Origin of the sequence: Nocardia elegans NBRC 108235, from assembly GCF_001612845.1 — a bacterium.
In the GTDB taxonomy this organism is placed as follows: domain Bacteria; phylum Actinomycetota; class Actinomycetes; order Mycobacteriales; family Mycobacteriaceae; genus Nocardia; species Nocardia nova.
Genome location: NZ_BDBF01000035.1, coordinates 19441 through 46439, shown reverse-complemented (window position 1 = coordinate 46439; position 26999 = coordinate 19441). Strand labels below are relative to the sequence as shown.

Annotated in this window: 32 protein-coding genes; 18 read left to right on the top strand and 14 right to left on the bottom strand. The window is 69.2% G+C overall.

The window, feature by feature from the left end; genetic code table 11:
• The first annotated feature begins 2 nt into the window (after nucleotides 1–2).
• The gene (locus tag NE2_RS23670; RefSeq protein ID WP_084494277.1) at nucleotides 3–1898 is read left to right on the top strand and encodes an alkyl/aryl-sulfatase; all 1896 of its coding nucleotides are present in this window, start codon (nucleotides 3–5) and stop codon (nucleotides 1896–1898) included.
• A 31-nt stretch (nucleotides 1899–1929) separates the two neighbouring features.
• On the opposite strand, the gene NE2_RS23665 is transcribed toward NE2_RS23670, so the two are convergent.
• The 8 genes from NE2_RS23665 to NE2_RS23635 all read right to left on the bottom strand — a co-directional run bounded on the left by NE2_RS23665 (nucleotide 1930) and on the right by NE2_RS23635 (nucleotide 7898).
• Nucleotides 1930–3396 carry an FAD-dependent oxidoreductase gene (locus NE2_RS23665; RefSeq protein ID WP_063029532.1) on the bottom strand — a complete coding sequence of 489 codons (1467 nt, stop codon included), beginning with the start codon at nucleotides 3394–3396 and terminating at the stop codon, nucleotides 1930–1932.
• A gap of 32 nt (nucleotides 3397–3428) precedes the next feature.
• Nucleotides 3429–3551, bottom strand: a complete 123-nt coding sequence (locus NE2_RS37460) for a hypothetical protein (RefSeq protein ID WP_255359447.1) — start codon at nucleotides 3549–3551, stop codon at nucleotides 3429–3431.
• Nucleotides 3552–3609: 58 nt separating this feature from the next.
• Nucleotides 3610–3840, bottom strand: coding sequence for a ferredoxin (locus NE2_RS23660; protein WP_063029530.1), 231 nt, complete (start codon nucleotides 3838–3840; stop codon nucleotides 3610–3612).
• Nucleotides 3837–5075 (bottom strand): NADH-ubiquinone oxidoreductase-F iron-sulfur binding region domain-containing protein, encoded by a 1239-nt coding sequence (locus NE2_RS23655; RefSeq protein ID WP_063029528.1) that lies wholly within the window; start codon nucleotides 5073–5075, stop codon nucleotides 3837–3839. The genes NE2_RS23660 and NE2_RS23655 overlap by 4 nt, the downstream gene beginning before the upstream one ends.
• Complete coding sequence (locus NE2_RS23650) at nucleotides 5072–5641, bottom strand: ferric reductase-like transmembrane domain-containing protein (RefSeq protein WP_063029526.1); 570 nt, start codon at nucleotides 5639–5641, stop codon at nucleotides 5072–5074. The genes NE2_RS23655 and NE2_RS23650 overlap by 4 nt, the downstream gene beginning before the upstream one ends.
• Complete coding sequence (locus NE2_RS23645; protein WP_063029524.1) at nucleotides 5638–6564, bottom strand: FAD:protein FMN transferase; 927 nt, start codon at nucleotides 6562–6564, stop codon at nucleotides 5638–5640. The genes NE2_RS23650 and NE2_RS23645 overlap by 4 nt, the downstream gene beginning before the upstream one ends.
• Entirely contained in the window at nucleotides 6561–6827 is a 267-nt protein-coding gene (locus tag NE2_RS23640; RefSeq protein ID WP_146165217.1) for a hypothetical protein, read from the bottom strand. Before NE2_RS23640 ends, NE2_RS23645 begins: the two co-directional genes overlap by 4 nt.
• 132 nt (nucleotides 6828–6959) lie before the next feature.
• Nucleotides 6960–7898, bottom strand: coding sequence for a GlxA family transcriptional regulator (locus NE2_RS23635; RefSeq protein ID WP_063029517.1), 939 nt, complete (start codon nucleotides 7896–7898; stop codon nucleotides 6960–6962).
• Nucleotides 7899–8099: 201 nt separating this feature from the next.
• On the opposite strand from NE2_RS23635, the gene NE2_RS23630 reads away from it, so the two are divergent.
• The 4 genes from NE2_RS23630 to NE2_RS23615 all read left to right on the top strand — a co-directional run bounded on the left by NE2_RS23630 (nucleotide 8100) and on the right by NE2_RS23615 (nucleotide 10165).
• Nucleotides 8100–8792, top strand: a complete 693-nt coding sequence (locus tag NE2_RS23630) for a DJ-1/PfpI family protein (RefSeq protein WP_063029515.1) — start codon at nucleotides 8100–8102, stop codon at nucleotides 8790–8792.
• 43 nt (nucleotides 8793–8835) lie between these two features.
• On the top strand, nucleotides 8836–9153 hold the full coding sequence (locus NE2_RS23625; RefSeq protein WP_063029513.1) for a hypothetical protein: 318 nt from the start codon (nucleotides 8836–8838) through the stop codon (nucleotides 9151–9153).
• On the top strand, nucleotides 9150–9599 hold the full coding sequence (locus NE2_RS23620) for a hypothetical protein (protein WP_063029510.1): 450 nt from the start codon (nucleotides 9150–9152) through the stop codon (nucleotides 9597–9599). Before NE2_RS23625 ends, NE2_RS23620 begins: the two co-directional genes overlap by 4 nt.
• An 83-nt stretch (nucleotides 9600–9682) precedes the next feature.
• On the top strand, nucleotides 9683–10165 hold the full coding sequence (locus NE2_RS23615) for a hypothetical protein (protein ID WP_063029508.1): 483 nt from the start codon (nucleotides 9683–9685) through the stop codon (nucleotides 10163–10165).
• Nucleotides 10166–10228: 63 nt separating this feature from the next.
• Here NE2_RS23615 and NE2_RS23610 read toward each other — a convergent pair whose 3' ends face one another.
• Both NE2_RS23610 and NE2_RS23605 read right to left on the bottom strand, forming a co-directional pair.
• Complete coding sequence (locus NE2_RS23610) at nucleotides 10229–11107, bottom strand: SAM-dependent methyltransferase (RefSeq protein ID WP_063029506.1); 879 nt, start codon at nucleotides 11105–11107, stop codon at nucleotides 10229–10231.
• Between the two features lie 116 nt (nucleotides 11108–11223).
• Complete coding sequence (locus NE2_RS23605) at nucleotides 11224–12156, bottom strand: SDR family NAD(P)-dependent oxidoreductase (protein WP_063029504.1); 933 nt, start codon at nucleotides 12154–12156, stop codon at nucleotides 11224–11226.
• Between the two features lie 102 nt (nucleotides 12157–12258).
• Here NE2_RS23605 and NE2_RS23600 point away from each other — a divergent pair, with 102 nt between their 5' ends.
• The 4 genes from NE2_RS23600 to NE2_RS23585 all read left to right on the top strand — a co-directional run bounded on the left by NE2_RS23600 (nucleotide 12259) and on the right by NE2_RS23585 (nucleotide 15184).
• On the top strand, nucleotides 12259–13104 hold the full coding sequence (locus NE2_RS23600) for a helix-turn-helix transcriptional regulator (RefSeq protein WP_063029502.1): 846 nt from the start codon (nucleotides 12259–12261) through the stop codon (nucleotides 13102–13104).
• A gap of 129 nt (nucleotides 13105–13233) precedes the next feature.
• The gene (locus NE2_RS23595) at nucleotides 13234–13827 is read left to right on the top strand and encodes a TetR/AcrR family transcriptional regulator (protein WP_063029500.1); all 594 of its coding nucleotides are present in this window, start codon (nucleotides 13234–13236) and stop codon (nucleotides 13825–13827) included.
• A complete protein-coding gene (locus NE2_RS23590) occupies nucleotides 13824–14672 on the top strand; it encodes an alpha/beta hydrolase (RefSeq protein WP_063029498.1) in 849 nt (282 codons plus the stop codon). The genes NE2_RS23595 and NE2_RS23590 overlap by 4 nt, the downstream gene beginning before the upstream one ends.
• An 83-nt stretch (nucleotides 14673–14755) precedes the next feature.
• Nucleotides 14756–15184, top strand: a complete 429-nt coding sequence (locus NE2_RS23585) for a hypothetical protein (protein WP_063029496.1) — start codon at nucleotides 14756–14758, stop codon at nucleotides 15182–15184.
• 20 nt (nucleotides 15185–15204) lie between these two features.
• Here NE2_RS23585 and NE2_RS23580 read toward each other — a convergent pair whose 3' ends face one another.
• Complete coding sequence (locus NE2_RS23580) at nucleotides 15205–15834, bottom strand: VOC family protein (RefSeq protein ID WP_063029494.1); 630 nt, start codon at nucleotides 15832–15834, stop codon at nucleotides 15205–15207.
• 49 nt (nucleotides 15835–15883) lie between these two features.
• On the bottom strand, nucleotides 15884–17119 hold the full coding sequence (locus NE2_RS23575) for an MFS transporter (RefSeq protein WP_063029492.1): 1236 nt from the start codon (nucleotides 17117–17119) through the stop codon (nucleotides 15884–15886).
• Between the two features lie 84 nt (nucleotides 17120–17203).
• Here NE2_RS23575 and NE2_RS23570 point away from each other — a divergent pair, with 84 nt between their 5' ends.
• The 8 genes from NE2_RS23570 to NE2_RS23535 all read left to right on the top strand — a co-directional run bounded on the left by NE2_RS23570 (nucleotide 17204) and on the right by NE2_RS23535 (nucleotide 23785).
• Nucleotides 17204–17656, top strand: a complete 453-nt coding sequence (locus tag NE2_RS23570) for a winged helix-turn-helix transcriptional regulator (RefSeq protein ID WP_063029601.1) — start codon at nucleotides 17204–17206, stop codon at nucleotides 17654–17656.
• Between the two features lie 282 nt (nucleotides 17657–17938).
• On the top strand, nucleotides 17939–19075 hold the full coding sequence (locus NE2_RS23565) for an amidohydrolase family protein (RefSeq protein WP_106958465.1): 1137 nt from the start codon (nucleotides 17939–17941) through the stop codon (nucleotides 19073–19075).
• Nucleotides 19076–19145: 70 nt separating this feature from the next.
• Nucleotides 19146–19391, top strand: coding sequence for a microaggregate-binding protein 1 (gene mbp1, locus NE2_RS23560; protein ID WP_063029490.1), 246 nt, complete (start codon nucleotides 19146–19148; stop codon nucleotides 19389–19391).
• 40 nt (nucleotides 19392–19431) lie between these two features.
• Nucleotides 19432–19593: a hypothetical protein gene (locus tag NE2_RS23555; RefSeq protein ID WP_157110963.1), complete on the top strand. Its 162-nt coding sequence runs from the start codon at nucleotides 19432–19434 to the stop codon at nucleotides 19591–19593.
• Between the two features lie 34 nt (nucleotides 19594–19627).
• A complete protein-coding gene (locus tag NE2_RS23550; protein WP_063029486.1) occupies nucleotides 19628–20092 on the top strand; it encodes a CinA family protein in 465 nt (154 codons plus the stop codon).
• A gap of 152 nt (nucleotides 20093–20244) precedes the next feature.
• Nucleotides 20245–21750: a 2-methylcitrate dehydratase PrpD gene (gene prpD / locus NE2_RS23545; protein WP_063029483.1), complete on the top strand. Its 1506-nt coding sequence runs from the start codon at nucleotides 20245–20247 to the stop codon at nucleotides 21748–21750.
• Entirely contained in the window at nucleotides 21747–22661 is a 915-nt protein-coding gene (prpB, locus tag NE2_RS23540; protein WP_063029481.1) for a methylisocitrate lyase, read from the top strand. Before prpD ends, prpB begins: the two co-directional genes overlap by 4 nt.
• Nucleotides 22658–23785 carry a bifunctional 2-methylcitrate synthase/citrate synthase gene (locus NE2_RS23535; RefSeq protein WP_373862279.1) on the top strand — a complete coding sequence of 376 codons (1128 nt, stop codon included), beginning with the start codon at nucleotides 22658–22660 and terminating at the stop codon, nucleotides 23783–23785. Before prpB ends, NE2_RS23535 begins: the two co-directional genes overlap by 4 nt.
• A 17-nt stretch (nucleotides 23786–23802) precedes the next feature.
• On the opposite strand, the gene NE2_RS23530 is transcribed toward NE2_RS23535, so the two are convergent.
• Nucleotides 23803–25248 (bottom strand): lipase maturation factor family protein, encoded by a 1446-nt coding sequence (locus tag NE2_RS23530; protein ID WP_063029477.1) that lies wholly within the window; start codon nucleotides 25246–25248, stop codon nucleotides 23803–23805.
• 39 nt (nucleotides 25249–25287) lie between these two features.
• The gene (locus NE2_RS23525) at nucleotides 25288–26112 is read right to left on the bottom strand and encodes an acyl-CoA thioesterase (protein ID WP_063029475.1); all 825 of its coding nucleotides are present in this window, start codon (nucleotides 26110–26112) and stop codon (nucleotides 25288–25290) included.
• Between the two features lie 127 nt (nucleotides 26113–26239).
• Between NE2_RS23525 and NE2_RS23520 the strand changes: the two genes are divergently transcribed.
• Nucleotides 26240–26998, top strand: coding sequence for a DUF72 domain-containing protein (locus tag NE2_RS23520; protein WP_063029597.1), 759 nt, complete (start codon nucleotides 26240–26242; stop codon nucleotides 26996–26998).
• Nucleotide 26999 lies beyond the last annotated feature (1 nt).

Here is a 26999-nt window from a genome sequence, read left to right as displayed (position 1 = left end):
CCATGAGCGGCCAGGGCGACGTTTCCGGCAGTGTGCGGACACAGAACGAGGAGGCGACCCGGGCGCTGCCCTTCGGGGACGATCAGGATTTCGCGGACGCGCGACGCGGGTTCATCGCGGCGCTGGAACCCGGAGTGGTCGAGAATGCGGCGGGCGATGTGGTGTGGGACAGCGACGGATACTCCTTCCTCGACGCGGAATGCCCGCCCACGGTGCATCCCAGCCTGTGGCGACAGTCGAAATTGTGCGCCATTCAGGGTTTGTTCGAGGTGACCGAGGGGATCTATCAGATTCGCGGGCTCGATCTGTCGAATATGACCGTGGTCGAGGGCGATACCGGTGTCATCGTGATCGATCCGCTGATCTCGCTGGAAACCGCCGCCGCGGGACTCGCGCTCTATCGCACTCATCGTGGTGACCGGCCGGTGACGGGGGTGATCTATTCGCATTCGCATATCGATCACTTCGGCGGCGTCAAAGGCGTGACCACGGCGGAGGATGTCGCGGCGGGCCGCTGCCCGATTCTGGCGCCGGCGGGATTCGTGGAACATGCGGTCGAGGAGAACGTCTACGCCGGCACCGCCATGGGCCGGCGCGCCGCCTATATGTACGGCGCGGCCCTGGGACGCGGCCCGAAGGGCGCGGTCGGCGCCGGTTTGGGGCCGACGACCTCGACCGGAACCCCGACCCTGATCACACCCACGATCGACATCACCCACACCGGGCAGTCCGAGGTCGTCGACGGCGTGCGCATCGAGTTCCAGATGACTCCGGGCACCGAGGCGCCGTCGGAGATGAATTTCTATTTTCCCGACCGGCGTGCACTGTGTATGGCGGAGAACGCGACGCACACCTTGCACAATCTGCTGACGTTGCGCGGAGCCCTGGTGCGCGATCCGCATGTGTGGTCGAAATATCTGACCGAGTCGATCAATCGGTATGCCGCGCGGGCGGATGTGCTGTTCGCCTCGCACCACTGGCCGACCTGGGGCACCGAGAACCTCACGGAATTCCTTGCGCTGCAACGCGATCTGTACGGATATCTGCACGACCAGACATTGCGCGCACTGAACAAGGGCGCCATCGGTATCGAAATCGCCGAAACCCTCGAATTGCCCCCGGCCGTCGCCGCGGCCTGGCATGCGCGCGGATACTACGGTTCGGTCAGCCACAACGTGAAGGCGGTATACCAGCGCTACATGGGATGGTTCGAGGGTAATCCGGCCACCCTATGGGAGCATCCGCCGACCGAATCGGCGAAGCGGCACGTCGCCTATATGGGCGGTGCCGAGCAGGTGCTGAAGAAGGCGCGCGACTCGTTCGCCGTCGGCGACTTCCGTTGGGTCGCACAGGTTCTGAACTACGTGATCTTCGCCGACCCGGACAACCGCGAGGCGCGGGAGCTGCAGGCCGATACGTTCGAACAACTCGGCTACGGCGCGGAGAACGGTACCTGGCGCAACTTCTTCCTGATGGGCGCCTACGAGTTGCGCCACGGATCGGTCGGTACACCGACCGCCTCGGACGCACCCGACATCGCGGCCGCGCTCACGGTGGAACAGCTTTTCGACGCCATCGCGCTGCGGATCGACGGTCCCAAGGCCTGGTCGGCCGCCATCACCATCGACTGGAACGTCTCCGACCGGAATCTCGTGCACCGCACCCAGCTGCGCAACGGCGTCCTCGTCCACTTCGACGCGAGCACGGACATGCCCGCCCCGGACGCCACATTCACCCTGTCCGACGCCGATCTGCACGCGGCCCTGCTCGGTGCGAAGGATATGCGGCAGCTGATCGCCGACGGCGCGGTCACCGTCGAGGGCGACGTGTCGAAGCTGATCGAACTGGTCGGATATCTCGACGCGCCCGACCCCGACTTCGCCATCGTGACGCCCTAGTGTAGCTCTTGGGGAGGTTGTGGCCGGACCGTCACAGCTGTTCGAGATCGTGAGTTGCCGGTCCCTCCAGCAGTTTTCCGTCGTGGGTGAATCGCGAGCCGTGCAGCGGACAATCCCACGAACGCTCGGCGTCGTTCCAGTTGAGGATGCCGTGCAGGTGCGGGCAGATCGGTGAGACGGCCGAAGTGGTGCCGTCGACGGTGCAGACTCCGGCGGGCCGGATTCCGCGGCGCTCCACCCTGCCCTCGCCCTCGGCGGGGGTGCCGCCACCGCCGAAGGCCGCGCTCAGCCAGCCGGTCGTCAGATGCCGTGCGACTTGGAGATTCATCGACGCGGCCTTCACCAGCCCGGTCACTTCGCTGCCGCGCCAGGTGCGGTACGCCTGCGCCCACGGCTGATGGCCGCCGAGCACGGTGCCGGCCAGCGCGAGGCCCGCCGCCACCGCATTGGTCATTCCCCATTTCGCGTAGCCGCTGGCGACGAGGATGTGATCGCTGCCCGGCAGCAGCGGTCCGGCGTAGGGCAGTTCGTCGATGGCCGAATAGTCCTGGGCCGACCAGCGGTGGGTCAGCTCGGCGTCGGGGAAGTGGGCGCGCGTCCAGGTGTACATGTCGGCGACGTGCGCCTTCTCCGAGCGGGTGCGGCCGACGACGTGCCCGCTGCCGCCGACGAGCAGCAGATCCTCCCCGTCGTGCGGGGCGTACCGCAGCGACCGCGTGGGCTGGTCGGCGGACAGGTACATGTCGTGCGGGAAAACGCCGGGCACCCGGAACGCGGCCGCGTAGGAGCGGTGCGGCTCCAGTCGCGCGAAGTACCCGCCGCGATCGAGAATCGGTGTGCCCGTGGCCAGCACGACGGTTCCGGCGCGGATATCGCCGCGGTCGGTCGACACCGTATCGCCGTGGACGCCGTGCACGCGGGTGTGTTCGAAGATCGTCGCACCGTGCCGGCAGGCCTGCAGGGTCAGTCCCTCGAGGACGTCCATCGGGTCGAACTGCGCCTGGTCCGCCAGTCGCACGGCGCCGTAGGTGGGGAACGGCAGGGCGGTGTCGTCGGACCACGTGACGTCGAGACCGGCCCGCTCACAGGCGCGAAATTCCTTGCGCACCGAGTCGGTTCCGCCCTCGGTACCGGCGTAGGTGATCGCGTCGGCGCGCTGCGTGGCGATATCGTTCTCGGCGCAGAACCGCAGCAGCCATTGCTGGCCCTCCAGATTCGCGTCGACGTATTTGCGCACCGTGGCCGTCGAATGCTTCGCGGTGATCGCCGAGAGGTGGGTGCCTTGCAGCAAGCTGAGCTTGCCGGTGGTGTTGCCGGTCGCGGCCGCGCCGATCGTGCGGCCCTCGAGGACCGCGACCGTGCGCCCGGCGCGCGCGAAGAGCAGCGCGGTCACCAGACCGGTGAGCCCGGCGCCGACGACCACAACGTCGTACTTCCCGCCGGGATCCGGAGTCACCGGGACCGAGACGGGCGTTCGATCGAGCCACAGAGATGTCACCGAACCAGCCTCCTGTCGTTCCGCGCGCCTCGTCACCGCAGGTTGCCCTCTTTGTCCGGCGGCTCCGTCGGACCCGACCGGTGATTGTGGATCGTGCGGTACAGCACCACCGCCGCGACCAGGACGACCAAACCGGCGATCACCAGTAATTCCATACCGAGCCCTTACCCGGGCTGGTCGTCTTCAACCCCGGGTTATCGGATCCGCCGCAGCTCACCGGATCCGCCGCAGCGACAGGGCCAGGCGCGGGCACAGGCTCACCGCGGCGCGGGCGGCGGCGGCCGAACCGCTGTCGAGGACCGGATCGCGGTGGTCGCGGGTGAGCGGAAAGCCCCAGTCGTCGCGGACGATGGCATGGGGCAGCAGTTCGCTGCACAGGCCGCGGCCGTCGCAGCGAGTCCAGTCGATGTGCAGGCGCCAGGTGGGGCGATCGGGTGCGGTCACAGCGCGGCTCCCTGGGAACGGGCGAGGCAGGAACCGTGCCGGTGGCGGTCGATCTCCTCGGCGAAGACGGCCAGGGCCGAACGTGCCAGGCGCGCGGTCCCGTCGGGGTGGTGGCAGGCGCCGCGACCGTCGACAAGATCGGCGACGCGAGTGACCTCCTGGGGCCGGGTGCGGCCGCGGGCTGCCAGATCGCCGACGGTGCGGGCCAGCTGCGGTAATCCGTTCCGGCACGGCCCGCACTGTCCGGCGCTCTGGGCGGCGAGGTACGCGATGATGTCCGCGGTGACCCGCAGCCCGCATTCGTCGTGTCGGAGTACGCGCACGACGCCGGCGCCGGGCGATGCGTGCCGGTGGCGCAGGGCGTTTCGGGACATCGCCGCGCCGGCCAGTGCGCTGCCCGGCAGCCAGGTGCCGTGGTATCCGCCGATCAGGACCGCCTGGACCTGGGCCGGATCGGTGCGCCCGAACCGCTGGATCAATTCGATCAGGCCGGTGCCGAGCGGGATCTCCACGACACCGGATGCGGTGGTGCCGGACAGGGTGACCAGCATGGTGCCGGGTTCGTCGGGGGTTCCGGCAGAGCGGAACCAGGCGGGGCCGAATCGGGCCAGCAGTGCCAGATGCGCGAGCGTCTCCACGTTCTGCACCAGCGTCGGGCGGCCGTTCAGCCCGGATCGAGAGGTGCTGACCGGCTTGTCCCGCGGTATCGGTGCGCGACCGGCCAGCCGCTCCAGAACCGCGCTCTTCTCCCCGGCCAGGAAGCCGTCGGCGGACGGGGTGAGATCCACGCGCCGCGTGTCGTAGCCGGTGGACTGCCGCTCGGCGAGGGCGTGCCGAATCGGGTCGAGCAGCCGCTCCGGTGCGTACAGGTGGCATCGCCGCGCCCCCACGGCGGCGGCCGCCACGGACAGTCCGTCGAGCACCAGATGCGATGCGCGCCAGAGCAATACCGCGTCCTTGTCGCTGGCCGGCTCTCCCTCGGCGCCGTTGGCGACCACGACGACGCCCCGGCCGTCGGCTACCGCCGCGAGTTTGCGCGCCACCGGGAAGCCCGCGCCCCCGCGACCCGTGAGACCGGCAGCCGCCACCACGTCGATGAACTCGCTGCCGACCGCACGGGCGGGGCCGTAGCAGGCCACATGCGCGGAAAGGCCGGGGCCGCCGACCGCCAGCAGCCGGTCGGTGCCCGCCGGGGCGGGGGGAGTCGCGGGATTTCCGGTCAGTGTCGCCGTCATCGCCGGCTCCTTTCGGGGACTGTGGTGAATTCGGTGAAACCGCGGCTGAACCGCCAGACGCCGGCGGTGGCGACGGCGAGAACGCACGCGCCGACGAGGGCGAGCATCCAGATCCGGTCGACGTCACTTCCCGAGCCGAGCGTGTGGATCAGGGCCACCGGCCACAGTGCGTACACCGACCAGTGCGCCAGGCGGAAGACGGTGGGGCCCAGCCGATGTCGCAGCAGCGCGGTGATCACGACCACGGCCAGCAGGTCGACGGCCAGGGTGCCGAAGCCCACCCACAGCGGCCGATAGCCGCCGGTGAACGGCACCACCACGGTCAGCAGCCGCAACTGGGCGTACGGATCGAGGAGCATCGCCAGCACGTGCAGGGCGACGAATGCCGTCGCCGACAGCGCCGCTCCGCGGTGGAATTCGGCGAGGCCGGCGCGGGGGAGCAGCACGGCCCGCCCGGAGCGCGCGGCGATCCCGGCGACGGCCGCGACGGTCAGCAGAATCAGTGCCGTGATCCCGCCGGCCCGGCCGAACGCCCACAACGCCTGGTCGAACGCGGAGGTATTCATCGAATTCCTTCCGGCTCGTCGGGCCAGCCGCCGAGGGTGAGGACTCGCCCGTGCCGGTCCACCAGCCGGGCCGGCATCCCGGCGGAACGCAGCCACGGCAGTGCCGCGCGCCCGCGCACGACCGCGGCGGTGGCGGCCGCATTGGCCGCGAGGCAGGAGTCGGCGGCCACCGACACCGTGCGCCAGACCGGCTCCGCGGCACATCCGGTGCGGGGATCGAGGATGTGGTGCAGCGGCCGTCCCCCGCGAATCCAGCGCCGCCGCACCGTACTCGAGGTGGCGATCGCCGCACCCGCGGGCAGTCGGACGAGGGCGGCGGGCTGGGTCGCATCGTCCTGGACGAGCACCTGCCAGTGCCCGTCGGGAGCGGGCCCGGCGGTGGCGATGTCGCCGCCCAGGCTCACCAGCACGCCGCAGTCGAGCTCCTCAGCGACCGTGCGCGCACACCGGTCGGCGGCCAGGGCCTTCGCCGTCGCGCCGAAGTCGAGCCGCATGCCGGCGGGCAGCGTCACCGACCGCGGCGACCGGATCACCTGCGACCAGTCGGGTCGCCGGGTGACGCTCAGCGGGACGACCGCGGGCCCGGCGGTGATCTGCGTGAAATCGCGGTCGTAGCCGAGGTTGTCGAGGTCGGCGCCGACCGTCGGATCGACGTCGCCGTCGGTGTCGCGAGCGACGGTCAGGGCCGCGTCGAGATATTCGTCGAACAACGCGCTGACGGTGACCGGGCAGCCGGGCGTCAGCATGCTGATTTCGGAATCTGCGCGAAAACGGTTGCAGGCGTTGTCGACTCGATCCAGGTGGGCGTCGACGAGGCGGCGCGCGCCGGCCAGCGCGGCGGGATCGGTGACGACGAGGCGAGCGGTGGTGCTCCACAGCTCCCATTCGGCTGCGGCGGTCTCCACCGCGTGTGTCGAGGTCATGATCCGCTCGAGCGCGCGTGCGCGGTGCCGTGGCCGGGGCTCAACTGGGGCACGGTGCCCCCGGTGCCGGAGGATTGGTCGGTGCTCGCGCTGCCGGTACTCGTGCTGCCGGTGTTGTCGGTGATGCTGGTGCTGGTGGTCGCGGCGGACTGGTTGTCGGCGTATGCGACGACCGCCGCCGTCGTGGTGCCGAGGGCGCCGACGGCCAGGAGTACCCCGGCCGCTGTCCGGCCCACGCGGCGGTTCGGATGTGACGTTCCCATATCGGTCACCTGCTCGTTCGGTGCTGTGCCGACGCGCGTCGGCCCTCTCTGAAAGGCCAGCATGCGGACCGAGGCTGGGTGTGAGCTGTGCGTGAGCGATGAGTTGCCGGGGCAGTGACCGTGAGCTGAAGATCAGCTGAAGCTGCGGCGATAGCTGTGCGGACTGACTCCGGTGGTGCGTTTGAACCGCTCGCGGAAGGCGGTGGGCGAACCGAATCCGACCTGGGCGCCGATGCGTTCGACCGAGTGGGTGGTGGATTCCAGCAGATGCTGGGCGCGGCGGATGCGGGCGCGATGCAGCCACTGCAGGGGCGTGGTGCCGGTGTGTTCGCGGAAGCGGCGAAGGAGGGTGCGGGTGCTGACTCCGGCACGTGCGGCGATCTCGTCGAGGGTCACGTCGGCCGCGAGGTTGGTCTCGAGCCAGTTCAGCAGCGGCTCGAGGTCGGAGCCGCGCGGCGTGGGCGCGAAGCCGTGGACGATGAATTGGGCTTGTCCGCCTTCGCGTTCCAACGGCATCACCGAGAGCCGGGCGGTGTCCGCGGCCACCGCCGAACCGTAGTCGCGGCGGATCATGTGCAGGCACAGGTCCAGGGCCGCGGCGGCGCCGGCCGAGGTGAGGATCCGGCCGTTGTCGACGTAGAGCACATCCGGGTCCACCTCGATCGCCGGATACGCGGCCGCCAGCTCGGCGGCGGCGATCCAGTGCGTGGTGGCGCGCAGCCCGTCGAGCAGTCCGGTGGCGGCGAGCGGGAAGGTGCCCGAGCAGATCGAGGCGATGCGGGTGCCGTGCGCGGCCGCGGTACGCAGCGCGTCCCGGACGGCGGGCGAAATCGGCGCGGCCGGGTTTGCGGTGCCGGGCACCATGATGGTGTCGGCGTCCTCGAGTCCGGCCAGCCCCCAGGGAGCGCGCAAGGTGAAGGCGCCGGCGTCGACCTCGGGTTGTTCGGCGCAGACCCGGACTTGATAGCCGGGGCGGCCGTCGGGCAGCCGGGTCCGGGTGAAGGCCTCGATCGGGGCGGCGAGGTCGAACGACACGACCCCTTCCAGGGCGAGGACGGCGACGGTGTGCATGGCCGGAACATACCTCGTCGCCGCCTGTGATGTTCGCCATGAGGCCCCGGAAATCGCTCTCTTTGCACAGGTGAGAGTGGCTTTTTTGAGGTATGGCGTTTTCCCGTCGAAACCTGTCGAAAACGCCACTGGGAACCGCGGACCCGCCCGAATACCGTCAGGCCGTGCCCGGGCCGGCCGGGCGGATTCGAAGGGATTCCCATGCATGCTCAGATCGTCCTGTTCGACGGGTTCGATCCGCTGGACGTCATCGCCCCGTACGAGGTGCTCTATGCCGGAGGGGCGGCATCCGACGGTGCCGTGAGCGTCGAACTGGTCTCGGCAGAAGGGCCGCGGGAGGTGGTGAGCGGCACCGGCGGCCTGACCTTGCGCGCTACCGCGGCGCTCGATCCGGCGCGACCCGGTGTGGTGCTGGTCCCCGGCGCCTCGGGCCGCATCGGCGAGCCGGGGGAGATGCCGGATCAGGATGCCGGGGCCGCCGGCGAGTGGCGTAGCGACGAATCGATCCCGGTTCTGCTCGGCCGCACGCTGAGCACCGGACTGCCCGAGCTGCTCCGCGCGGCGATGGCGAATCCGCGGATCACGGTTGCCGCCGTCTGCGGCGGGTCGTTGATTCTCGCCATGGCCGGGCTGGTGGAGGGGCGTCCGGCGACCACCCATCATCTGGGACTGGATCTGCTCGAGGCCACGGGCGTGCGGGCCGTGGACGCGCGCGTGGTCGACGACGGCGATCTCGTTACCGGCGCCGGCGTCACCTCCGGGCTCGACCTCGGTCTCCATCTGCTCGAACGCGAGGTCGGGCCGCGCATCGCGCACGCGGTCGAGCGGTTGTTCGCGCACGAACGCCGCGGCATCGTCTGGCGTCGCCAGGGTCCCGTTCCTGTCACCGTCTGATCCGACCTGCTCACCCACGACACATCCGAGGAACAACTGCGTCATGTCCGCCGAAGGCATTTGGGATCTGTCCATCTCCACCCCGATCGGCAGGATTGCCGTCGAACTCGATATCCATCGCGAGAACGGCACCCTCGCCGGCACGGCAAGCGGTGCGGGCGAACGGGTTTCGCTGCACGACATCGTGCTCGACGGTGATCGGCTCACCTGGAATCAGGCCGTCAGGAAACCGATGCGCGTGAATCTCGCCTTCGCGGTGACCGTCGAGGGCGACGCCCTCACCGGCACCGCCAAGGCGGGACGCCTGCCCGCGTCGAAGGTCACCGGCGTGCGCCGCGGTGGAGCGGAGCACATCCGGTGACGAAAGTGCTGCTCTCGCTGCATGTTCTGGCCGCGGTGATCGCGATCGGCCCGGTAGCCGTCGCCGCGAGTATGTTTCCCCCGGCCCTGCGCCGGGCTGCCGGATCGGCCGACATGAACGCGAATCTTCCAGTGCTCCATCGTATTTGCCGGGTATACGCGGCCGTCGGGCTCGCGGTTCCGATCTTCGGACTGGCCACCGGCGCCGCCCTGGGCGTACTCGGGACGGGATGGCTGATCACCTCGATCGCCCTCACCGCTGCCGCCGCCGCGATCCTGGCCACGATGATCCTGCCCGACCAACGCGCCGCGCTCACGGCCGTGGCAGCCGGCCGCGTCGATGCCACGGCCGCGCGCCTGGCCATGTCGGCCGGAATCTTCAACCTGCTGTGGGCGATCGTCGCGGTGCTGATGGTCGTACGCCCGGGATCGACCACCGGCGTCTGAACCGTCGGCGTGTCCGGTCGCGACACGACGACGATCGCGCCGGGGTCGGTGCATTGCGGCGCCGCCCGGAATACCGTGGACGTATGCGCGCTGTCGTCCATCTGGTGCTGTTCGCCTGTGGGGTCGTGATGGCGGTCGGAGCGTTCGGGCCGTTCGTCGGAGTTGTGCACGCCCGCCACATCCGGCTCGTCGATATCCGCGACGGCTTCGCGACCGGAATCCCGCTGGACGGGGTGCAGGCCCAGGCGGCGCAGCTGCGCGCGTCCTACACGGTGGTGTTGCTGCTCGTCGCCCTGGTGATGCTGTTGGCGGGGCTGTTCGGCTCGCGCGTCCTGGGATGGCTGGCGGTGCTGGCCGGAATCGCGGCGATCGCGGTACCGGCTTGGCGATTGGATCAGCGGTTCGACAGACAGTTGCGCGACGACTACCAGCATCTGCTCACCGGCACGTGGGGGTTGTACCTGTTCGGCGGCGCGGTGGTGGTCGCCGTCCTCGCGCTGCTCGTGCCCGGTGAGCGTCCCCGGCGCCGGGCGGTCGCGGTCGCGGGGCAGAACCCGGCCCGCTAGGCGTTCATCGCAACCTCGCTGCTCGCTCACAGGTAGCTGTGGAGCTGCGCGGGCTGAATAGGCTCACGGCCGGGTGACGGTCGCCAGATTGATCAGTGACTGCTGGCGGCCGTCGGGGCCCGCCGGGGTGTGGCCGAGGCTGCGAATGTAGTCGGGAAGGTAGACGCGCTCGCCGCTCCATCCGCGGTCGGTGAACCAGGCGGTGGCCTCGCTGCGCGGCTCGTTGTAGATCAACTTCACCCATTCCGAGCCGGATTCTCCGTCTGCTGCCAGGGCTTCGGCGGCCTCGGCGGGCAGGGGATCCATCTGTTCGACGGCGGCCCGGCTGCCGGGTGCGCTGAGCGAGTGGACCGTATCGAACAGCCGGTCCTGGGCGGCGGGTGTCAGGTAGATCAACAGCCCCTCGATCAACCACGCGGTCGGCCGGTCGGAATCGAAGCCACTGTCGCGCAGGGCTTTCGGCCAATCGCCGCGCAGATCGACCGCCACCTCCCGGCGATCCGCGATCGGTTCGCGCCCGGCCTGCGCGAGGGTCGCGCGCTTGTACTCGAGTACAAGCGGCCGATCCAGTTCGTAGACGGTGCAGCCCGCCAGCCACGGCAGTCGATAGGCGCGTGCGTCCAGGCCCGCCGCGAGCACCACCACCTGCCTGATTCCCGACGACACCGCGGCCTCCAGGTAGTCGTCGAAATACCGGGTGCGGAAGAGCTGATGCTGCTGGAACGGGATGCCGAAATCGGTTGTCAGCAAGGGATGTTCAGGCAGTCGTCCTGCCATCAGATCCGCCCACTCGCCGCCCGCGGCCGAGACGAACAGCTCGGCGAGCGGGTCCCGAGCCGGAGCGTCGTCCGCCCGGCCGCCCAGGGCGCGAGCGGCCGCGACGAACAATGCCGTGGATCCGACACCGGTGTTGATATCCCAGGAATCCTCGTCGGTACGCATGATGGCCAACCTACCGACCGGGGTGCGGCCCGGCCGGTACCCGCGCCGCGCCCGTGCGAATCCGCCATGAAACCCCTGCCACCACGTGTTTCCCGCCATCGAGCGTGGATTGCCGCCTATGCCCGCACGCGCTCGAGCAGCTCGGTGGTCGCCTCCCACAGGCGGCGTTCGCGGTCGCGGTCGTGGGCGACCGGCTGCACCTCGGTGAGCGCGGTCTTGACCACGAAGGCGCCGTCGCGCAGGTGTGCCCACTTCTCGTCGAGGGCCATCGAGGCCAGGAGCGGTCCGGAGCGTTGCGGGGTCGAGACGCCGGGGAGCCGGCCGATAGCGCGGCCGATCGCTCGCACCGGCGCGGGAGCGCCGCGGCCGAGCGCGGTACCCGGCATCCAGCCCGGTTCGAAGACCGAGACGTTGATCCCGGGGCCGGCGTGGCGCTGCAGTTCGTGGGCGTAGTACAGAATCGCCAGCTTGGCGTTGGAGTACGCGACCCCCGATGCGGTCATGCCCGGCGCCTGCTCGCCGGTGGCCGGGCGAGCGAGATCGAGCGGATCGGCCCATTCGGCCTCGGCGACATGGAGCAGCCTGCGCCAGAAGTTGGCGTGATAGGTGTTCGAACCGAGCAGAACGATCCGCGCCGGGGCGGTGAACACGTCGAGCAGATCGCCGATGAGCTGGGCGTGGGCGAGGTAGTTCACGGCGAAGGTCGTCTCGTAACCGTCGGGCGTGGCCTGCCGGGTGTCGGCGGACATGATGCCGGCATTGGCGATCAGTGCGCGCAGTGGTCGCACGGCACCGGAGGAGAGAAGTTCGCGCACGGTCGTCGCGGCGGCGCGGACATCGGTGAGATCGGCCAGGTCGCAACCGATTTCGCGGACCCGGGCGCCGCGCGCACGGGCCTCGTCGGCGATCGCGGTCAGATCCGGCCCGGCGCGGCCGACCAGAAGGAGGTCGGGACGCTGTCCGACCGGGCGGCCGGCCATCGCCAGCGTGGTGGCGCGGCCCAGGTTGCGGGTCGGGCCGGTGATGAGAACAGTTCCGGTTTCGGTCATGTCCCCAGCGTGCCGGCGGGGCCGGGCCGTAGGCAGTCGTCCGGTTGTCGTAGGACTGCCAGGGCCAGGACAAGCCGGCGCGCGCTCGCGCAGACTGAGTACGTGGAAGCGTGGGAATTCGGCCGGACGGTGCGCCGCTGGCGCGACCGGGTGGCGCCCGAGGCCGTCGGCGTGCCGGTGGGGTCCCGGCGCCGGGCCGCCGGATTGCGCCGGGAGGAACTGGCCGCGCTCGCCGGCATCTCCGCCGACTACCTCACCCGCCTGGAACAAGGGCGCGCGACCGCGCCGTCGGCGCAGGTGGTGGAGGCACTGGCCCGGGCACTGCGCCTGTCGGATGCCGAACGCGACCTGCTCTACCGGTTGGCCGGGCATGCCGCACCGGGCCCGGACGTCGTGCCCTCGCGGATCACCGCGAGCGTGCAACGACTGCTCGACCGGTTGTCGCACACGCCGGTCGTCATCTACGACGCGAGCTGGACGCTGGTGATGGCCAACGCGCCGTACAACGCGCTGATGGGCGACACCACCTCGTGGCGCGGCGTGGAGCGCAATGCTGTGTGGCGCAACATCACTCGCATGCCGACCCGGGTCGTGCACTCCGAGCGGGAGCAGGCGGAGCACGAAGCCCGGCTCGTGGCCGACCTGCGCCTGACCGCCTCCCGCTATCCCGCCGACCGCACCCTGCGGCGCCTCATCACCGACCTCGGCGCGGCGGGCTCGACGTTCACCGACCTCTGGAACGCCGAGACGCCACCGCCCGCGCCGGACCCGTCGAGGCGGAAGACGATCGACCACCCGGCGGTCGGCCTGATCACCCTCGACTGCGACACCCTGCTCGTGACTCTCGATGATCTGCGCATTTCCGTCTACACCGCCGAGCCCGGTACCGAGGACGCCGCTCGGCTCGACCTGGCGATCGTGCTGGGTACGCAATCGCTGGCACCGTGAGCACCCCCGCGGAACCGGCCTTCGCGTGCTCGCCGTTCCCGCCCTCGACATCGGGGCGAAAATTATGTGGCCGCACCGATCCTAATATGCTTAGGTTACATCCTAAGTAAATTAGGTTAGGAGTGGTACATGTCCCCCCGTGCGGGATTGTCCAGGCAGCGAATCGCCCGCGCCGCAGCGGAACTCGCCGACGAAGTCGGATTCGCCCACGTCACCCTGTCCGCGGTGGCCCGCAGGTTCGGGGTGAAGGATCCCAGCCTCTACACCCACGTTCGGAACCTGCGGGATCTGCAGGTGCAGGTGGGATTGCTGGCCGGGGCGGAGATGAACGAGCGGATCGGCGCGGCGGTGGCGGGGCGCTCCGGGCGTGAGGCCTTGTTCGCGTTCGCCGACGCGTACCGCTCCTACGCCCTCGACCATCCGGGCCGGTACGCGGCAACGCAGATCCGCATGGATCCCGAGGAGGTCGCCGGAGAGCCGGCCCTGCTGCGCGGTATCGAGCTCACCGCGGCGCTGTTGCGCGGATACGGATTGAGCGAACCCGGGTCGACCGACGCGGGACGCTTGCTGCGCAGCACATTTCACGGCTTCGCCACCCTGGAGGCGGCGGGCGGATTCGCGCACTCCCGGGCGATCGACGCCAGCTGGCACCGCATTCTCGAGGCCCTGCATCGCACCCTGTCGCAGTGGCCGTCCGGCATCGAAGAGGAAGTAGCGCAATGAGATCCGACACACTGACCGTCCCCGGCGCGACGCTGTACTACGAACTGCGCGGCGACGGGCCGCTGCTGTTGCTGATTCCCGGTGGCGGCGGCGATGCGGGTGTCTTCGACGAGATGGCCGAGGTGCTCAGGCGCCATTTCACCGTCGTGGCGCTGGATCCGCGCGGCTGTTCGCGCAGCGTGCTCGCCCACGGGCCCGAGGATCAGCAGGTGGCGGTGCAGGCGGACGACGTGGCCCGGCTGCTCGCGCATCTGTCCGATGAGCCGGCGTTCGTCTGCGGAACCAGCAACGGCGCGATCGTCGGACTCGACGTGCTGGCGAGACATCCCGACCGGGTGCGCCGACTGGTCGCGCACGAACCACCCTGCTTCGCCGTCCTGCCGGACGCCGACCGGCACCTCGCGATGGTCGAGGAGGTCTATGTCCTGCTCCACACCGAGGGCGTCGCCGCGGCCGGCGCGAGATTCCTCGCGGGCATCGGTCCCGCGATGAAACCGGCGCCGCAGGTTTCGCGGCTGTCGGAGCGTGCCGCGCAGATGTGGGCCCGCCTCGCCGCCAACGGCCCGCTCATGATCGAACACGAGTTGCGTGAATTCACCTCGTACACACCGGATTACAGTGCGCTCGCCGCGGTGTCGGACCGTCTGGTGCTCGCGGTCGGCCGCGAAACGCGCGGGTGCCTGCCCTATCGGCCCGCGGTCGAGATCGCGGCCCGGCTTGGATTCGAGGTGGTCGAGTTCCCCGGGGCACACAACGGCGTGCGCACCGAGGCCGAAGAATTCGCGAACCAGCTGATGGAGGTCATGGAGATTACGTCACCGCAGCGTCATCCGACGGATTCGTAGCGGCACCGGTAGCGGCGATGCTCGATGAGTGTCCGGCACCGCGAATCCGCGGCCGGCGGCCCTACCGGTTTCGAGGAGTTTCCATGACCACGGTCCGTTTTCATCTCATCTCCACGCTGAGCCCCGCCGAGGTCGTGGGCGTCCTCACCGACTTCGGCCCGTCCCGGGCGCAGGTGTGGCCGACGATCGATGCCGAGCACTTCGTCGTGCACGAGCAGGGCGAGGGGTGGGCCGAGGTCACCGAGGGGACGGAGGCGGCCTGGGAGCGCGCCCGCTACGAGTGGGACCCGGCGGGCGACACGGTGACCGTGACCACCCTGGATTCCAAACTCTTCGGCGCCGGTGGTGGGTGGGTCTTCCGTGCCACACCTGCCCCGGAGGGCAGCCGTGTCGACGTCGAACTGACCCGGACGCCACGGGCGCTCGAGGGGAAGCTCCTCGCCGTGCTGCTTCCCCTGGTCGGCCCGTCGTCGCTGCGCAAGTCCTTCCGAGTTCCGTTGCGGGCGGCCTGATTCCGGCCGGGCCACCCGGCTCAGGCCTCGACCTCCCACACGAATCCGTCGGGATCGGTGAAGGAACCGAGGGGACCGGTGACGGCGATGCGATGCGACCCGGAGCCCTCCGCCGGGACGCCCGCGTCCTTGGCGGCGGCCTTGCGTCCGTAGAGGGCGAGCTTGACCGACCCGGCCGGCGACTCGAACTCGGCGTACTTACCGCCGAAGCTCTTCGCCACGGTCAAGCCGCGCTCGACGTAGAACTGTTTGGTCGCCTTCACACTCTCGACCCCGAGCAGCAGAACGAAATCGTCGATCTCGCGGCTGGCCGGGCCGGTGTCCTTCTTCGCCGAGGTGGCGATCTTCCAGACCGCGCCGTCGGGGGCCTGCACGACGCCGCCGTACCCCCAGAAGCTCTTCTTGGCCGGCTTGACCGTCGTCGCGCCCGCCGCGACCGCGGAGCCGATGAGGCTGTCGACGGTGCTCGGCTGGGACACCACGAGGGAGAGGATGTATCCGCGGAAGCCGGTGGTCTCCGCGTCCGACTTGCGGACCCGCAGCCGGTCGCCGAGTCCGAACGCGGCCTCGTAGAAGGCCGCGGCGGCAGCCGGGTCCGGGGTCTCGAGGATGACCGATGCGATGGTGCTCTGAGCAGTGGTGATGTTCATGTCGAAGACGTTATCGGCGATCGCACGACCGTCGCTTCTCGATTCCTGATCACTCTGGGAGCCTCTGCACCACATCGTGTCCCGGCGCCGTGGCGGGCGTGATCGAGCGCCTCGGACGCCGGTCGGCCGTCCGCCGGCGGCCGTCCGCGATCGCCCATACCGCGAAGCCCCCGACCGCGAAGGCGGCGCCGGCAATGCTGGACCCGGTCCAGCCGGCGGCCGAATACGCGGCGGTCGTGGCGGCCGCGCCGAACGCCGAACCGACGGAGTAGAAGAGCATGTACGTGCCGATGACGCTGCTGGTCCGGTCCGGGTGTGCGGCCGTGAGCAGGTGCTGATTGCCGACATGCACGGCCTGCACGGCGAAATCGAGGACGACGACGCCCGCGACGAGCAGCCGCAGCGACCACGATCCTTGTGCCGTGGCGGACCACGAGACGGCCAGCAGGACGAGTGCCGCCCCCGTGACCGGGCGCGCGTAACCGCGGTCCGCCCAGCGTCCGGCTCGGCCCGCGCCCAGTGCGCCGGCCAGCCCGGCGAGTCCGAACAGGCCGATGTGCGCGCTGTCGAAATGCCACGGCGAGGCTGCGAGTGGCAACGCCAGGCCGCTCCACAGCGTGCCGAAGGAGGCGAACAGGAAGAACGCGATCAGTCCGCGCGAGAGCAGAAGCCGGTCACCGAACAGGGACCGCGAGGCGCGCAGCACCTGCCGATAGCCGGTGCGGCCCGCGCGCGCCTCGGTCGGCAGAAGCATCAGGACGAGGCCCGCCAGCGCGACGAGGAGGACTGCCGTCACGGCGTACACGCTGCGCCAGCCCCAGACGATGGCCAGCAGGCCCGCGACGATGCGTGCGCCGAGGATGCCGACGACGACGCCGGAGGTCACCGCGCCCAGGGTGCGTCCGCGGTGCTGCGGTGCCGAGACGGCCACGGCGTAGGCGACCGTCGTCTGCACGACGACCGCGAACAGACCGGCGAGGGCGACCCCGGTGAGCAGCACCCACGTGTGTGCGGCGGTCGCGGCGATCACCACCCCCGCGGCAGTGAGCAGCAGCTGCGCGGCGATGAGCCGGCGCCGGTCGACCGTGTCACCGAGCGGAACGACAAATATCAATCCCACCAGGTAACCGAGCTGTCCCGCGGTGACGACCCAGCCCAGTTCGCCGGCCGGCATACCCAGGTCGTCACCGATCTGCGTGAGTATCGGCTGGGCGGAGTAGACGGTCGCGACCGACACCGCGCAAACGGTGGCGAGCAGCAGGCGCCGACCGAGAGAGATGAACACCGAGGCTCCAAATCAGTAGCATTTTGCAACTGATTGGACGGTACGACACAATGGTTTCAATCAGCAACCGTTGTGGAGGTCGTGATGACGGAGCCGGTACTCGCCGACCTGGAGTGGACCGATCCGGCGTGTCCGGTCGCGCGGACGCTCGACCTGGTCGGGGATCGATGGAGTCTGCTCATCGTTCGCGACGCCATGGACGGTGCCCGGGCATTCCGGGACTTCCAGCAGGCCACCGGAATCGCGCGCAACATCCTCACCGACCGGCTCAGGCGATTGGTGTCGCGCGGCATCCTCGAACGCGCACCCGGGCCGTCGGGCCGCCGGCACGTCTACACCCTCACTCCCGCCGGGCGGGATCTGTTCACCGTGGTCGTCGCCTTGCGGCAGTGGGGTGAGCGGCACGCGTTCGGCCCGGCCGAGCAGCACTCCGTCCTCGTCTGCGACGACGGGTCACCGATTCCCGAGCTTCGGCCCACGAGTTCGACCGGCGGTCCGGTGGACTCGGAATCGACCTCCGTGCGCAAGGTCGGATGAGGAGGGATCCGCGCCGTCGTCCCGAGTGTCGAGCCCGGATCCTCACGCCCATCGGGTTATTCCATGGCTGGTGGGAATTTCTGATGATCTCATCATTTACTCTTGACAGCGCGGTCGATCGTATCTGATGATTTGATCAATACCTTCCTGTGGCGTTGGCGGCCTTTCTCGGAAGGACACTGCGGAACGCTTCTCGGACAGGGTCTTTCGCAGTGCGTCGAGCGCGAAGTCGCCCGCGCTCGACCCGCGACCGATCAGAGCCGATTCGGAAAGTGAGAATCCATGAACGCCACTCGCGTCATCTCCGCGATGAGCCGTCGTCGCGCACTGGGTACGGCCGTCGCCGGCACTCTGGGCGTGGCCGCGGCCGCGGCGGCGGTGTTGCCCGCCGCGCGGGCGGCACCGGTGCGCGACCAGCGGCCCGCGCCCTCCGGCACCTACCGCATCGATCTGCACGCGCATTTCCTGCCCCCGGACTACCGTGCCGCTCTGATCGAACACGGCCACCTCACCATCGGCGGTTACCCGACACCGGAGTGGTCGCCGGAGCAGGCGCTGGCCTTCATGGACTACTACGGCATTCAGGCACAAGCACTTTCGGTGTCCGACCCGGGTGTGTCCTTCCTGAGCGGGAAGGAGGCCATCGATATGGCGCGCTACTGCAACACCTATGCCGCCGGCCTGTTCCGATCGAATCCGACGCGGTTCGGCGCCTTCGCGGTCCTGCCGATGCCCGATATTCCCGCCTCGATCGCCGAGGCGATCTACGCCCTCGACGAACTGCATCTCGACGGGGTGATCCTGCTGTCGGCCTACAACGGCGTGTACCTGGGGGATCCGCGGTTCGAGCCGTTGATGGCCGCGCTGAACCAGCGCAACGCCTACGTTTTCGTCCACCCCGCGGCGATCCCCGACGACGCGAAACCCAAACTGCCGCTACCGGATTTCCTGGAAGAGTTCACCTTCGACACCACCCGCGCGGCGACCATGATGATGGTCACCGGTGTCACCCAGCGATATCCGAGCATTCGATTCCAGCTGGCCCACGCGGGCGGCACGGTGCCGTTCTTGTCGCACCGGATCAGCGTGGCCTCTCAGACCGTGCTGGGGCAGTTGTGGCCGCAGGACCTACCGAAACCCTCCGTGCTCGACATCCAGCGACAGATCTCGACCTTCTACGTCGACACCGCGCTGAGCGGCTCGGCCGCCGCGATGGCGAGTGCCACCGCGGTGATCGGCCGTGAGCACATCGTCTTCGGTTCGGATTGGCCGTTCAGCGCGTTGACATTGCCACAGTCGGGCAGTCACGATCCGGCGCCCGGTCTCAGCGACATTTTCGACGCCGACCAGCGGATGGAGGTCGAGCACCACAACCCGCTGCGGCAGTTGCCCCGCCTGGCCGGAGCCGTGAGCGGGTAATCGTCCGATTGAGCACCGCTGCGCTGGGTAGGTCGTTGCATGTCAGGAAATTGCGACGGAAGGGGACTCCGTGTCCGACCACAACAGTGGCCCGCGTGAAGGCATCAAGGGCGTCGTCGAGGATGTGAAGGGGAAGGCCAAGGAGGCGGCGGGCATCGTCACCGGCAACAACGACCTCGAGTCGGAGGGCCGGGCCCAGCAGGACAAGGCCGAATCGCAGCGCGAGGCGGCCGAGAAGGAGGCTCAGGCCGAGAAGGCCCGGGCCGAGGCCAAGGTCGACGAGGCCCGTCAGCGGTCTCACCAGCAGGGCAGCTAGCTTCCCGACCGCTCACCGTTCCGTGCCGGAGGAGGTTCCCGTGGTTTCACACGACGTCATCGCCCAGCTTCGCCAGGACATCACCACTGCGTCCGATGCCGGAGACGAGGCGGAAGTGCAACGGCTGCAACGCGAGCTCGACACCGCGCTGCAGGCGTACCGCGAGAGCGGCGACGACGGCACGGAACGGGGAGTGGAATGAGGGAGGACACCGTGGCCGCCCGGGAGGCGAGGCGATGACCGAGGGTGCCGCCGAGCGGATCGCCGAGCTGGCCGCGGCGGCCGGTTCGACGATCGCGGTGGCGGAATCGCTCACCTCGGGCAAGATCGCCTCCGCCCTCGGCGCGGCACCGGATGCGGGACAGTGGTTCCGCGGCGGGGTCGTCGCCTACAGCCCGGAGGTCAAACGCACCGTCCTGGATATGCCCGATGTCCCGGTGGTGTCGCGGCCGGCGGCCGAAGCGTTGGCGGCCAACGTCCGCAAGCTGCTCGGCGCGAGCTATTCGGTGGCGGTCACCGGTGTCGGTGGGCCCGAACCGAGTGATGGCGAACCGCCCGGCACGGTCTGGTTCGCCACCGCCTCCGAGGCCGCCGTCACGGCCTGCCGGGCCGAATTCGACGGTGAGCCGGAAGAGGTGCTCGAGCAGACGGTGCGGTTCGCGCTGAGCTGTCTGCTGGACCGTTTGACCGCCGATCGATGAACGGTTCGCGGACGAGCGCACAGTCCGCAATATTCGCAACTTCGCCGGATCGATAACGCATAACTAGGCAGTTGCAACGTATTTCGACGGGTACCTCTCCTGAGTAGCGTCCGAATCATGCGATTCACCGACGTTCTCGGGAGGTCCCGACTGTGAAGAATCACCTCGTTCGCACGCACCGCTCCGCCGAGGTGTTCCCGCGGGCCGAACACCTGGCGTGGCGCATCGCCGAGGTCGCCACGGATCCGGTCGCGGTGGCGCCGGAGACCGAAGAGATGATCGTCAACCGGATCATCGACAACGCCGCCGTCGCCGCCGCATCGATCATCCGGCGTGCGGTGGCCGACGCCCGCGCGCAGGCGCTGGCGCACCCGTATCGGCCCGGTGCCCCGGTATTCGGCGTTCCCGGCGCGTATTCCCCGGAGTGGGCCGCGTGGGCCAACGGCGTCGCGGTGCGCGAACTCGACTTCCACGACACCTTTCTCGCCGCCGAATATTCTCATCCGGGCGACAACATCCCGCCGATTCTGGCCGCCGCCCACCATGCCGGACGCAGCGGCCGTGATCTGATCCGCGGCCTGGCGACCGGCTACGAGATCCAGATCGATCTGGCGCGGGCGATCTGCCTGCACGAACACAAAATCGACCACGTCGCGCATCTGGGCCCTTCGGCCGCCGCCGGGATCGGTACGGCGCTCGGCCTCGATACCGAGACGATCTATCAGGCCATCGGTCAGGCGCTGCACACCACCACCGCGACCCGGCAGTCCCGCAAGGGTGAGATCTCCAGCTGGAAGGCCTACGCGCCGGCCTTCGCGGGCAAGATGGCGATCGAAGCCGTCGACCGGGCGATGCGCGGCGAGGGCGCGCCCGCGCCCATCTGGGAGGGCGAGGACGGGGTGATCGCCCGGTTGCTGGCCGGGCCCGACGCCGAGTATTCGGTACCGCTGCCGGGGCCGGGCGAGCCCAAACGAGCGATCCTCGACTCCTACACCAAGGAGCATTCGGCCGAATATCAGAGCCAGGCGCCGATCGATCTGGCCCGGCGGATGCGCGACCGCATCGGGGACCTCGGCCGGGTGGCCTCGATCGTGCTGCACACCAGCCACCACACCCACGTGGTGATCGGTACCGGTTCCGACGATCCGCAGAAATTCGATCCCGAAGCGTCGCGGGAGACCCTCGACCACTCGGTCATGTACATCTTCGCGGTCGCCCTGCAGGACGGGACCTGGCATCACGAGCGTTCCTACGCGCCCGACCGTGCCCGCCGGCCCGACACGATCGAGCTGTGGCGCAAGATCTCCACCGCCGAGGACCCGGAATGGACCCGCCGCTACCACTCCACCGATCCCGCCGAGAAGGCCTTCGGCGCCCGCGCCGAGGTCACGCTGACCAGCGGTGAGGTGATCGTCGACGAACTCGCGGTCGCCGACGCCCACCCGCTCGGCGCGCGGCCGTTCGCCCGCGAGCAGTACATCGCCAAATTCCGCGCGCTCGCCGAGGGCATCGTCGACGCGGCCGAACAGGATCGATTCCTCGACGTCGCGCAGCGGGCGGGCTCGCTGTCGGCGGACGAACTGCCGCAACTGACGTTCACGGTCTCCGACGAGGTGCTCGCCCGCGCCCCGAAGCTGTCGAAGGGATTGTTCCGATGACCGGACTGCTCGCCGCCGCCACCTCCGCCGCCGACAAACGCGTCGCCTTCCGCGCCGGGCTCGTGTCGGGGTCGATCCAGCGATTCCCCGGCGCCTTCAACCCCTTGGTGGCCAAGCTGATTCAGGACATCGGGTTCGAAGGTGTGTATGTCTCGGGAGCCGTGGTGTCGGCGGAACTGGGGCTGCCCGATATCGGGCTGACCACGCTGACCGAGGTCGCGGGCCGCGGCGCTCAGGTGGCCCGGGTGACCGATCTGCCGGTGCTCGTCGACGCCGATACCGGCTTCGGGGAACCGATGAACGCCGCCCGCACGGTGGCGCTGCTCGAGGATGGCGGCCTCGCGGGCTGTCACCTGGAAGACCAGGTGAATCCCAAGCGTTGCGGCCACCTCGACGGCAAGGCGGTGGTGCCCACCGACGAGATGGTGCGCCGCGTGCGTGCGGCGGTCTCGGCGCGGCGCGATCCGAATTTCGTCATCTGCGCGCGTACCGACGCCGCCGGGATCGAGGGCGTCGACGCGGCGATCGAACGGGCCCGCGCCTACGCCGACGCCGGAGCCGACCTGATTTTCACCGAGGCATTGAGCGGCGCAGCCGATTTCGAGAAATTCCGGGCCGCGGTCTCGATTCCGCTGCTGGCCAATATGACCGAATTCGGCAAATCCGAACTGTTGCCGGCGCGGACCCTGGAATCGATCGGCTACAACGCGGTGATCTATCCGGTATCCACCCTGCGCCTGGCGATGTGGGCGGCCGAGACCGGACTGCGCGAAATCTACGAGACCGGCACCCAGGCGGGACTGCTGGATCGGATGCAACATCGCAGCCGCCTCTACGAACTGCTGCGATACGAGCGCTACAACGAATTCGATTCCGACATATTCACTTTCGCTCTCGGAAGGAACCAATGATGACGAAGGCCGCGACTTCGGCGATCAACAAGGGCCTGGCGGGCGTCGTCGTCGACACCACCGCGATTTCCAAGGTGGTGCCGGAAACGAATTCGCTGACCTACCGCGGATACGCCGTCCAGGATCTGGCGGCGCACTGCACTTTCGAACAGGTCTCCTATCTGCTGTGGTACGGCGAACTGCCGAACGACGCTCAGCTGGAACGGTTCTGCCAGCAGGAACGCGCGGCGCGACGGGCCGATCGATCGCTGCTGTCGCTGGTGACGAAACTGCCCGACACCTGCCATCCGATGGATGTGGTGCGCACCGCGATCAGCTACCTCGGCGCCGAGGATCCGCTCGAGGACGACAATTCGCCGAAAGCCAATCGCGCCAAGGCGTTACGCATGCTGGCGGTGCTGCCGACCATCGTGGCCGCCGACCATCGCCGCCGGCACGGACTGGATCCGATCACGCCGCATTCGCATCTGGGATACGCGCAGAATTTTCTGAACATGTGTTTCGGGACCGTGCCGGCGCCGGAACTGGTGAAAGCGTTCGAAGTCTCGCTGATTCTCTACGCGGAGCACAGTTTCAACGCCTCGACGTTCGCCGCGCGCGTGGTGACCTCGACGCAGTCGGATATCTACAGCGCGGTCACCGCCGCCATCGGCGCGCTGAAGGGGCCGCTGCACGGCGGGGCGAACGAGGCCGTCATGCGCGACATGCTCGAGATCGGCGAGCCCGAGCGAGCCGAAGCATGGTTGCGGAAGAAGCTGGCGGACAAGGATAAGGTGATGGGATTCGGCCACCGGGTCTACAAGAACGGCGATTCCCGGGTGCCGACGATGAAGCAGGCATTGCTCGATATCGCCGCTGCCACCGACGGCGGCCGGTGGGTGCGCATGTACGAGATACTCGAACGCACGATGGCCGAGGCCACCGGGATCGCGCCGAATCTCGACTTTCCCACCGGCCCGGCGTATTACCTGCTCGGATTCGACATCGAGACCTTCACCCCGATCTTCGTGATGAGCCGGATCACCGGCTGGGCCGCGCACATCATCGAACAGGGCGCCTCGAACGCGCTGATCCGCCCGCTCGGCGAATACGTCGGTGTCGGGCAGCGCTCCGTTCTGGCCTGATCGGCTTGCGGACGACCTCAGCCGTGCCGGATCCGCGGGGAGGCGAGGGCAGTGGGCGGCACGTAGTCGCCGACCGCGTCGCGGTGCCACCACACGTGGTCGCGGCGCAGCTCTTCCCGGGTGCTGAATCGATAGAGGTACTGGCGCACTCGCACATGGGCGGGCGGGAAGTCCGGGAAAGGGTTGTGCCGCAACAGGTGCAGGGTGGCCGGGTCGTTGATCAGCAGCCGCCGCAGGAAGGGGCCCAGCCAGGAGCGGGCGTAGATCGGGGAGATGGCGGCGAACCACATCAGCCAGTCCAGGCGCAGATGGTAGGGCGCCCATTGGCGGGGCAGCCGATGCGGATCACCGGGCTTACCCTTGAAATCGTATTCCTCCCAAAGGGTTTGCTCGGTGATGTGCCGGTCGTGGGTGCCCTCGACCACCAGTTCCCATCGCCGGCGCTCGATCCGCCCGAACGCGCCGTAGGTGTTGACCAGGTGGTACCGGTTGAAGCTGGCGTTCATTCGCTGGTGCCCCGACAACAGATTGCGTATCGGCCAATAGCTGAGAACGGCCACCGCGGCCGTGAAAGCGCAGGCCATCGCGACGAACCATATCGGCGGATCCGCGAAGGCGGGCTGAGCGGGTAGCGGCAGAACGGTCGCGGCCGAGCGGGCGTCGATCGCGGTACAGGCCAGCAGGATCGTCAACCAGTTGAGCCAGGCGAAATTGCCCGAGGCGACCAGCCACAGTTGGGTGATCACGACGACGGCCGCGGCGACACTCGCGATCGGCTGCGGAGCGAACAGCGCGAACGGCACGACCAGCTGAGCGATGTGGTTCGCGGCCACCTCCACGCGGTGCAGCGGTTTGGGCAGGTGGTGGAACAGCCAGCTCAGCGGGCCGGGCATGGGCTGGGTTTCGTGGTGGTAGTACAGGCAGGTCAGATCGCGCCAGCAGGGGTCGCCGCGCAGTTTGATCAACCCCGCGCCGAACTCCACCCGGAACAGCAGCCAGCGCGCCAGCCACAGCACGAGAATCGGTGGCGCGGTGTGACCGTTGCCGAGAAAGACCGCCAGAAATCCCGTCTCCAGCAGCAGCGATTCCCAGCCGAACGAATACCAGGCCTGGCCCACATTGACGATCGACAGATACAGGACCCACGCCGCCAGCCACAGCAGCATCGCCGCCCACAGCGGCACCTGATCGCCCGCCCCGGCCGCCAGCGCCACCGCCAGCGCCGCACCCGCCCACGCGACACCGGCGAAGAACCGGTCCGAATAGTGCAGATGGAAGATGCTCGGCGATCCCCGGAACGACGACCGGGCCAGGAAGGCGGGCACCGGCAGCATGCCCCCGGCGCCGATGAGCGCCCGGAACTGCCGCGCGGCGCCCACGAACGCGATCACATAGACGACCGCGAGGCCGCGTTGGAACACCTCGCGCGCGAACCAGTACTCGGGCGCCGTGAACCACTGCATGCTCGGGGCATACCCGCTGCGGCGGGTCGCGATGCCGATTCAGTCCTTGAAGTAGACAAGCTGATGCGTGGTGGCCAGCGGCCTGCCGTCGGCGCCCCACAGTTGTGCGGACTGATCGAAATAGCCGCCGCCGAAATGCTGCCCCCGCGCGGTGGCGAGCACCGGACGGTCGCCGTGGGCGGCGAGAGCGGCCGCATCGGCGTGGAAGTAGACGGTGAGCGAGACGGTACTGGCGGCGACCATCCGGCCCTGCCGCACCATCACCCGCGGTATGAAGACGTCGGCCAGGGCCGCCACCGCGGGAAAGTCCACCGGGCGAGCCGGGAGGTCTCGCACCCAGAGCGTGGTCGTGGAGGTCGGCTGTTCCCGCGGATCCGACGCGATCGGCCCGCCGCCTTCGACGAATCGCATCTCGTAGTTGCGCATCCACACCGGGAACTCCGGCGGTTGCGCCACGGCCACCGATTCGGCGGGCGGCGCGGCGGGCGGTTCGATCTCGGTATCGGACCAGGTGGGCCGCCGGGCGCCGCAGACGACGGTCGCGGTGGTGGTCACCGCGTCGTCCTGGGTCAGCGTCAGCAGCCAGTGCTGGGTGCTGCGGTTGGTCCGGACCGGTGTGCTCTCGATCGTGAACGGGCCGTCGGCGATGGCGCCCGCGTAGTTGACGGTGATCGACACCGGTTCGGCCGCGCACCGCGGATCGTCGAGGACCGCGCGCAAGGCGGTGGCCGCGGTGACTCCGCCGAAGGGGCCGACCATATTCGAGTAATCCGCCGTGGTGCGGCCCAGATACCGGCCCGCACCGGCGGGCGCCGGCGCGGTGGCGAGATCGAACGGATGGGTGCCGATATCGGTCGGATTCACGAGCGGGTACTCCTTGTCTCATGCGTGCGGCCTCGGCGGCCTCGGCCCACCGACTATAACGACCGTCATAGAGGGGTGTCCGGCCGGGTCCGAGCGGAGCCGCGACGAGTCTGGTTCGATGGACGATGTGACCCTGTTCGTCGGGACTTCCGGCTGGCAGTACCGGGACTGGCGCGGAGTGCTCTACCCGCCGGGCGTCCCACAGCGGCTGTGGCTGGAACGGTATGCGGCCTCCTTCGCGACCGTCGAGAGCAACAACGCCTTCTATCGGTTGCCCAGTCGCGAGGTCTTCGCGGCCTGGCGGGAACGCACACCCGAGGATTTCGTCGTGGCCGTGAAGGCCAGCCGCTTCCTCACCCACGTCAAACGCCTCCGCGAGCCGGCCGAGCCGGTGCAGCGGCTCCTCGATCACGCCGCGGGACTGGGCGACCGGCTGGGGCCGATCCTGGTGCAACTGCCGCCGACCCTGCGGGCGGACGCGGGCCTGCTCGACGACTGTTTGCGACAGTTCCCCGCGACCGTGCGCGTGGCCGTCGAACCGCGCCACGAGTCGTGGTGGACACCGCGCATCCGCGCCGTACTGGAGGAACGCGGCGCGGCACTGTGCTGGGCGGATGCGCGCTCGCGCCCGGTGACGCCGCTGTGGCGCACCACCGACTGGTCGTATCTGCGTCTGCATTCCGGATTGGCGCGGCCGCAACCCCGGTACGGCCGGCGCGCCCTGACCGCATGGGCGCATCGGCTGGCGGACACCTTCGGTCCCGCCGACGGTTACGTGTACTTCAACAACGATCCGGGCGGCGCGGCCGTCCACGACGCCGTGGTGTTCGCCGGGCTGGCACGGGCAGCGGGACTGGCCGTGACTCGCACCGACGTGCCTTCCTGAC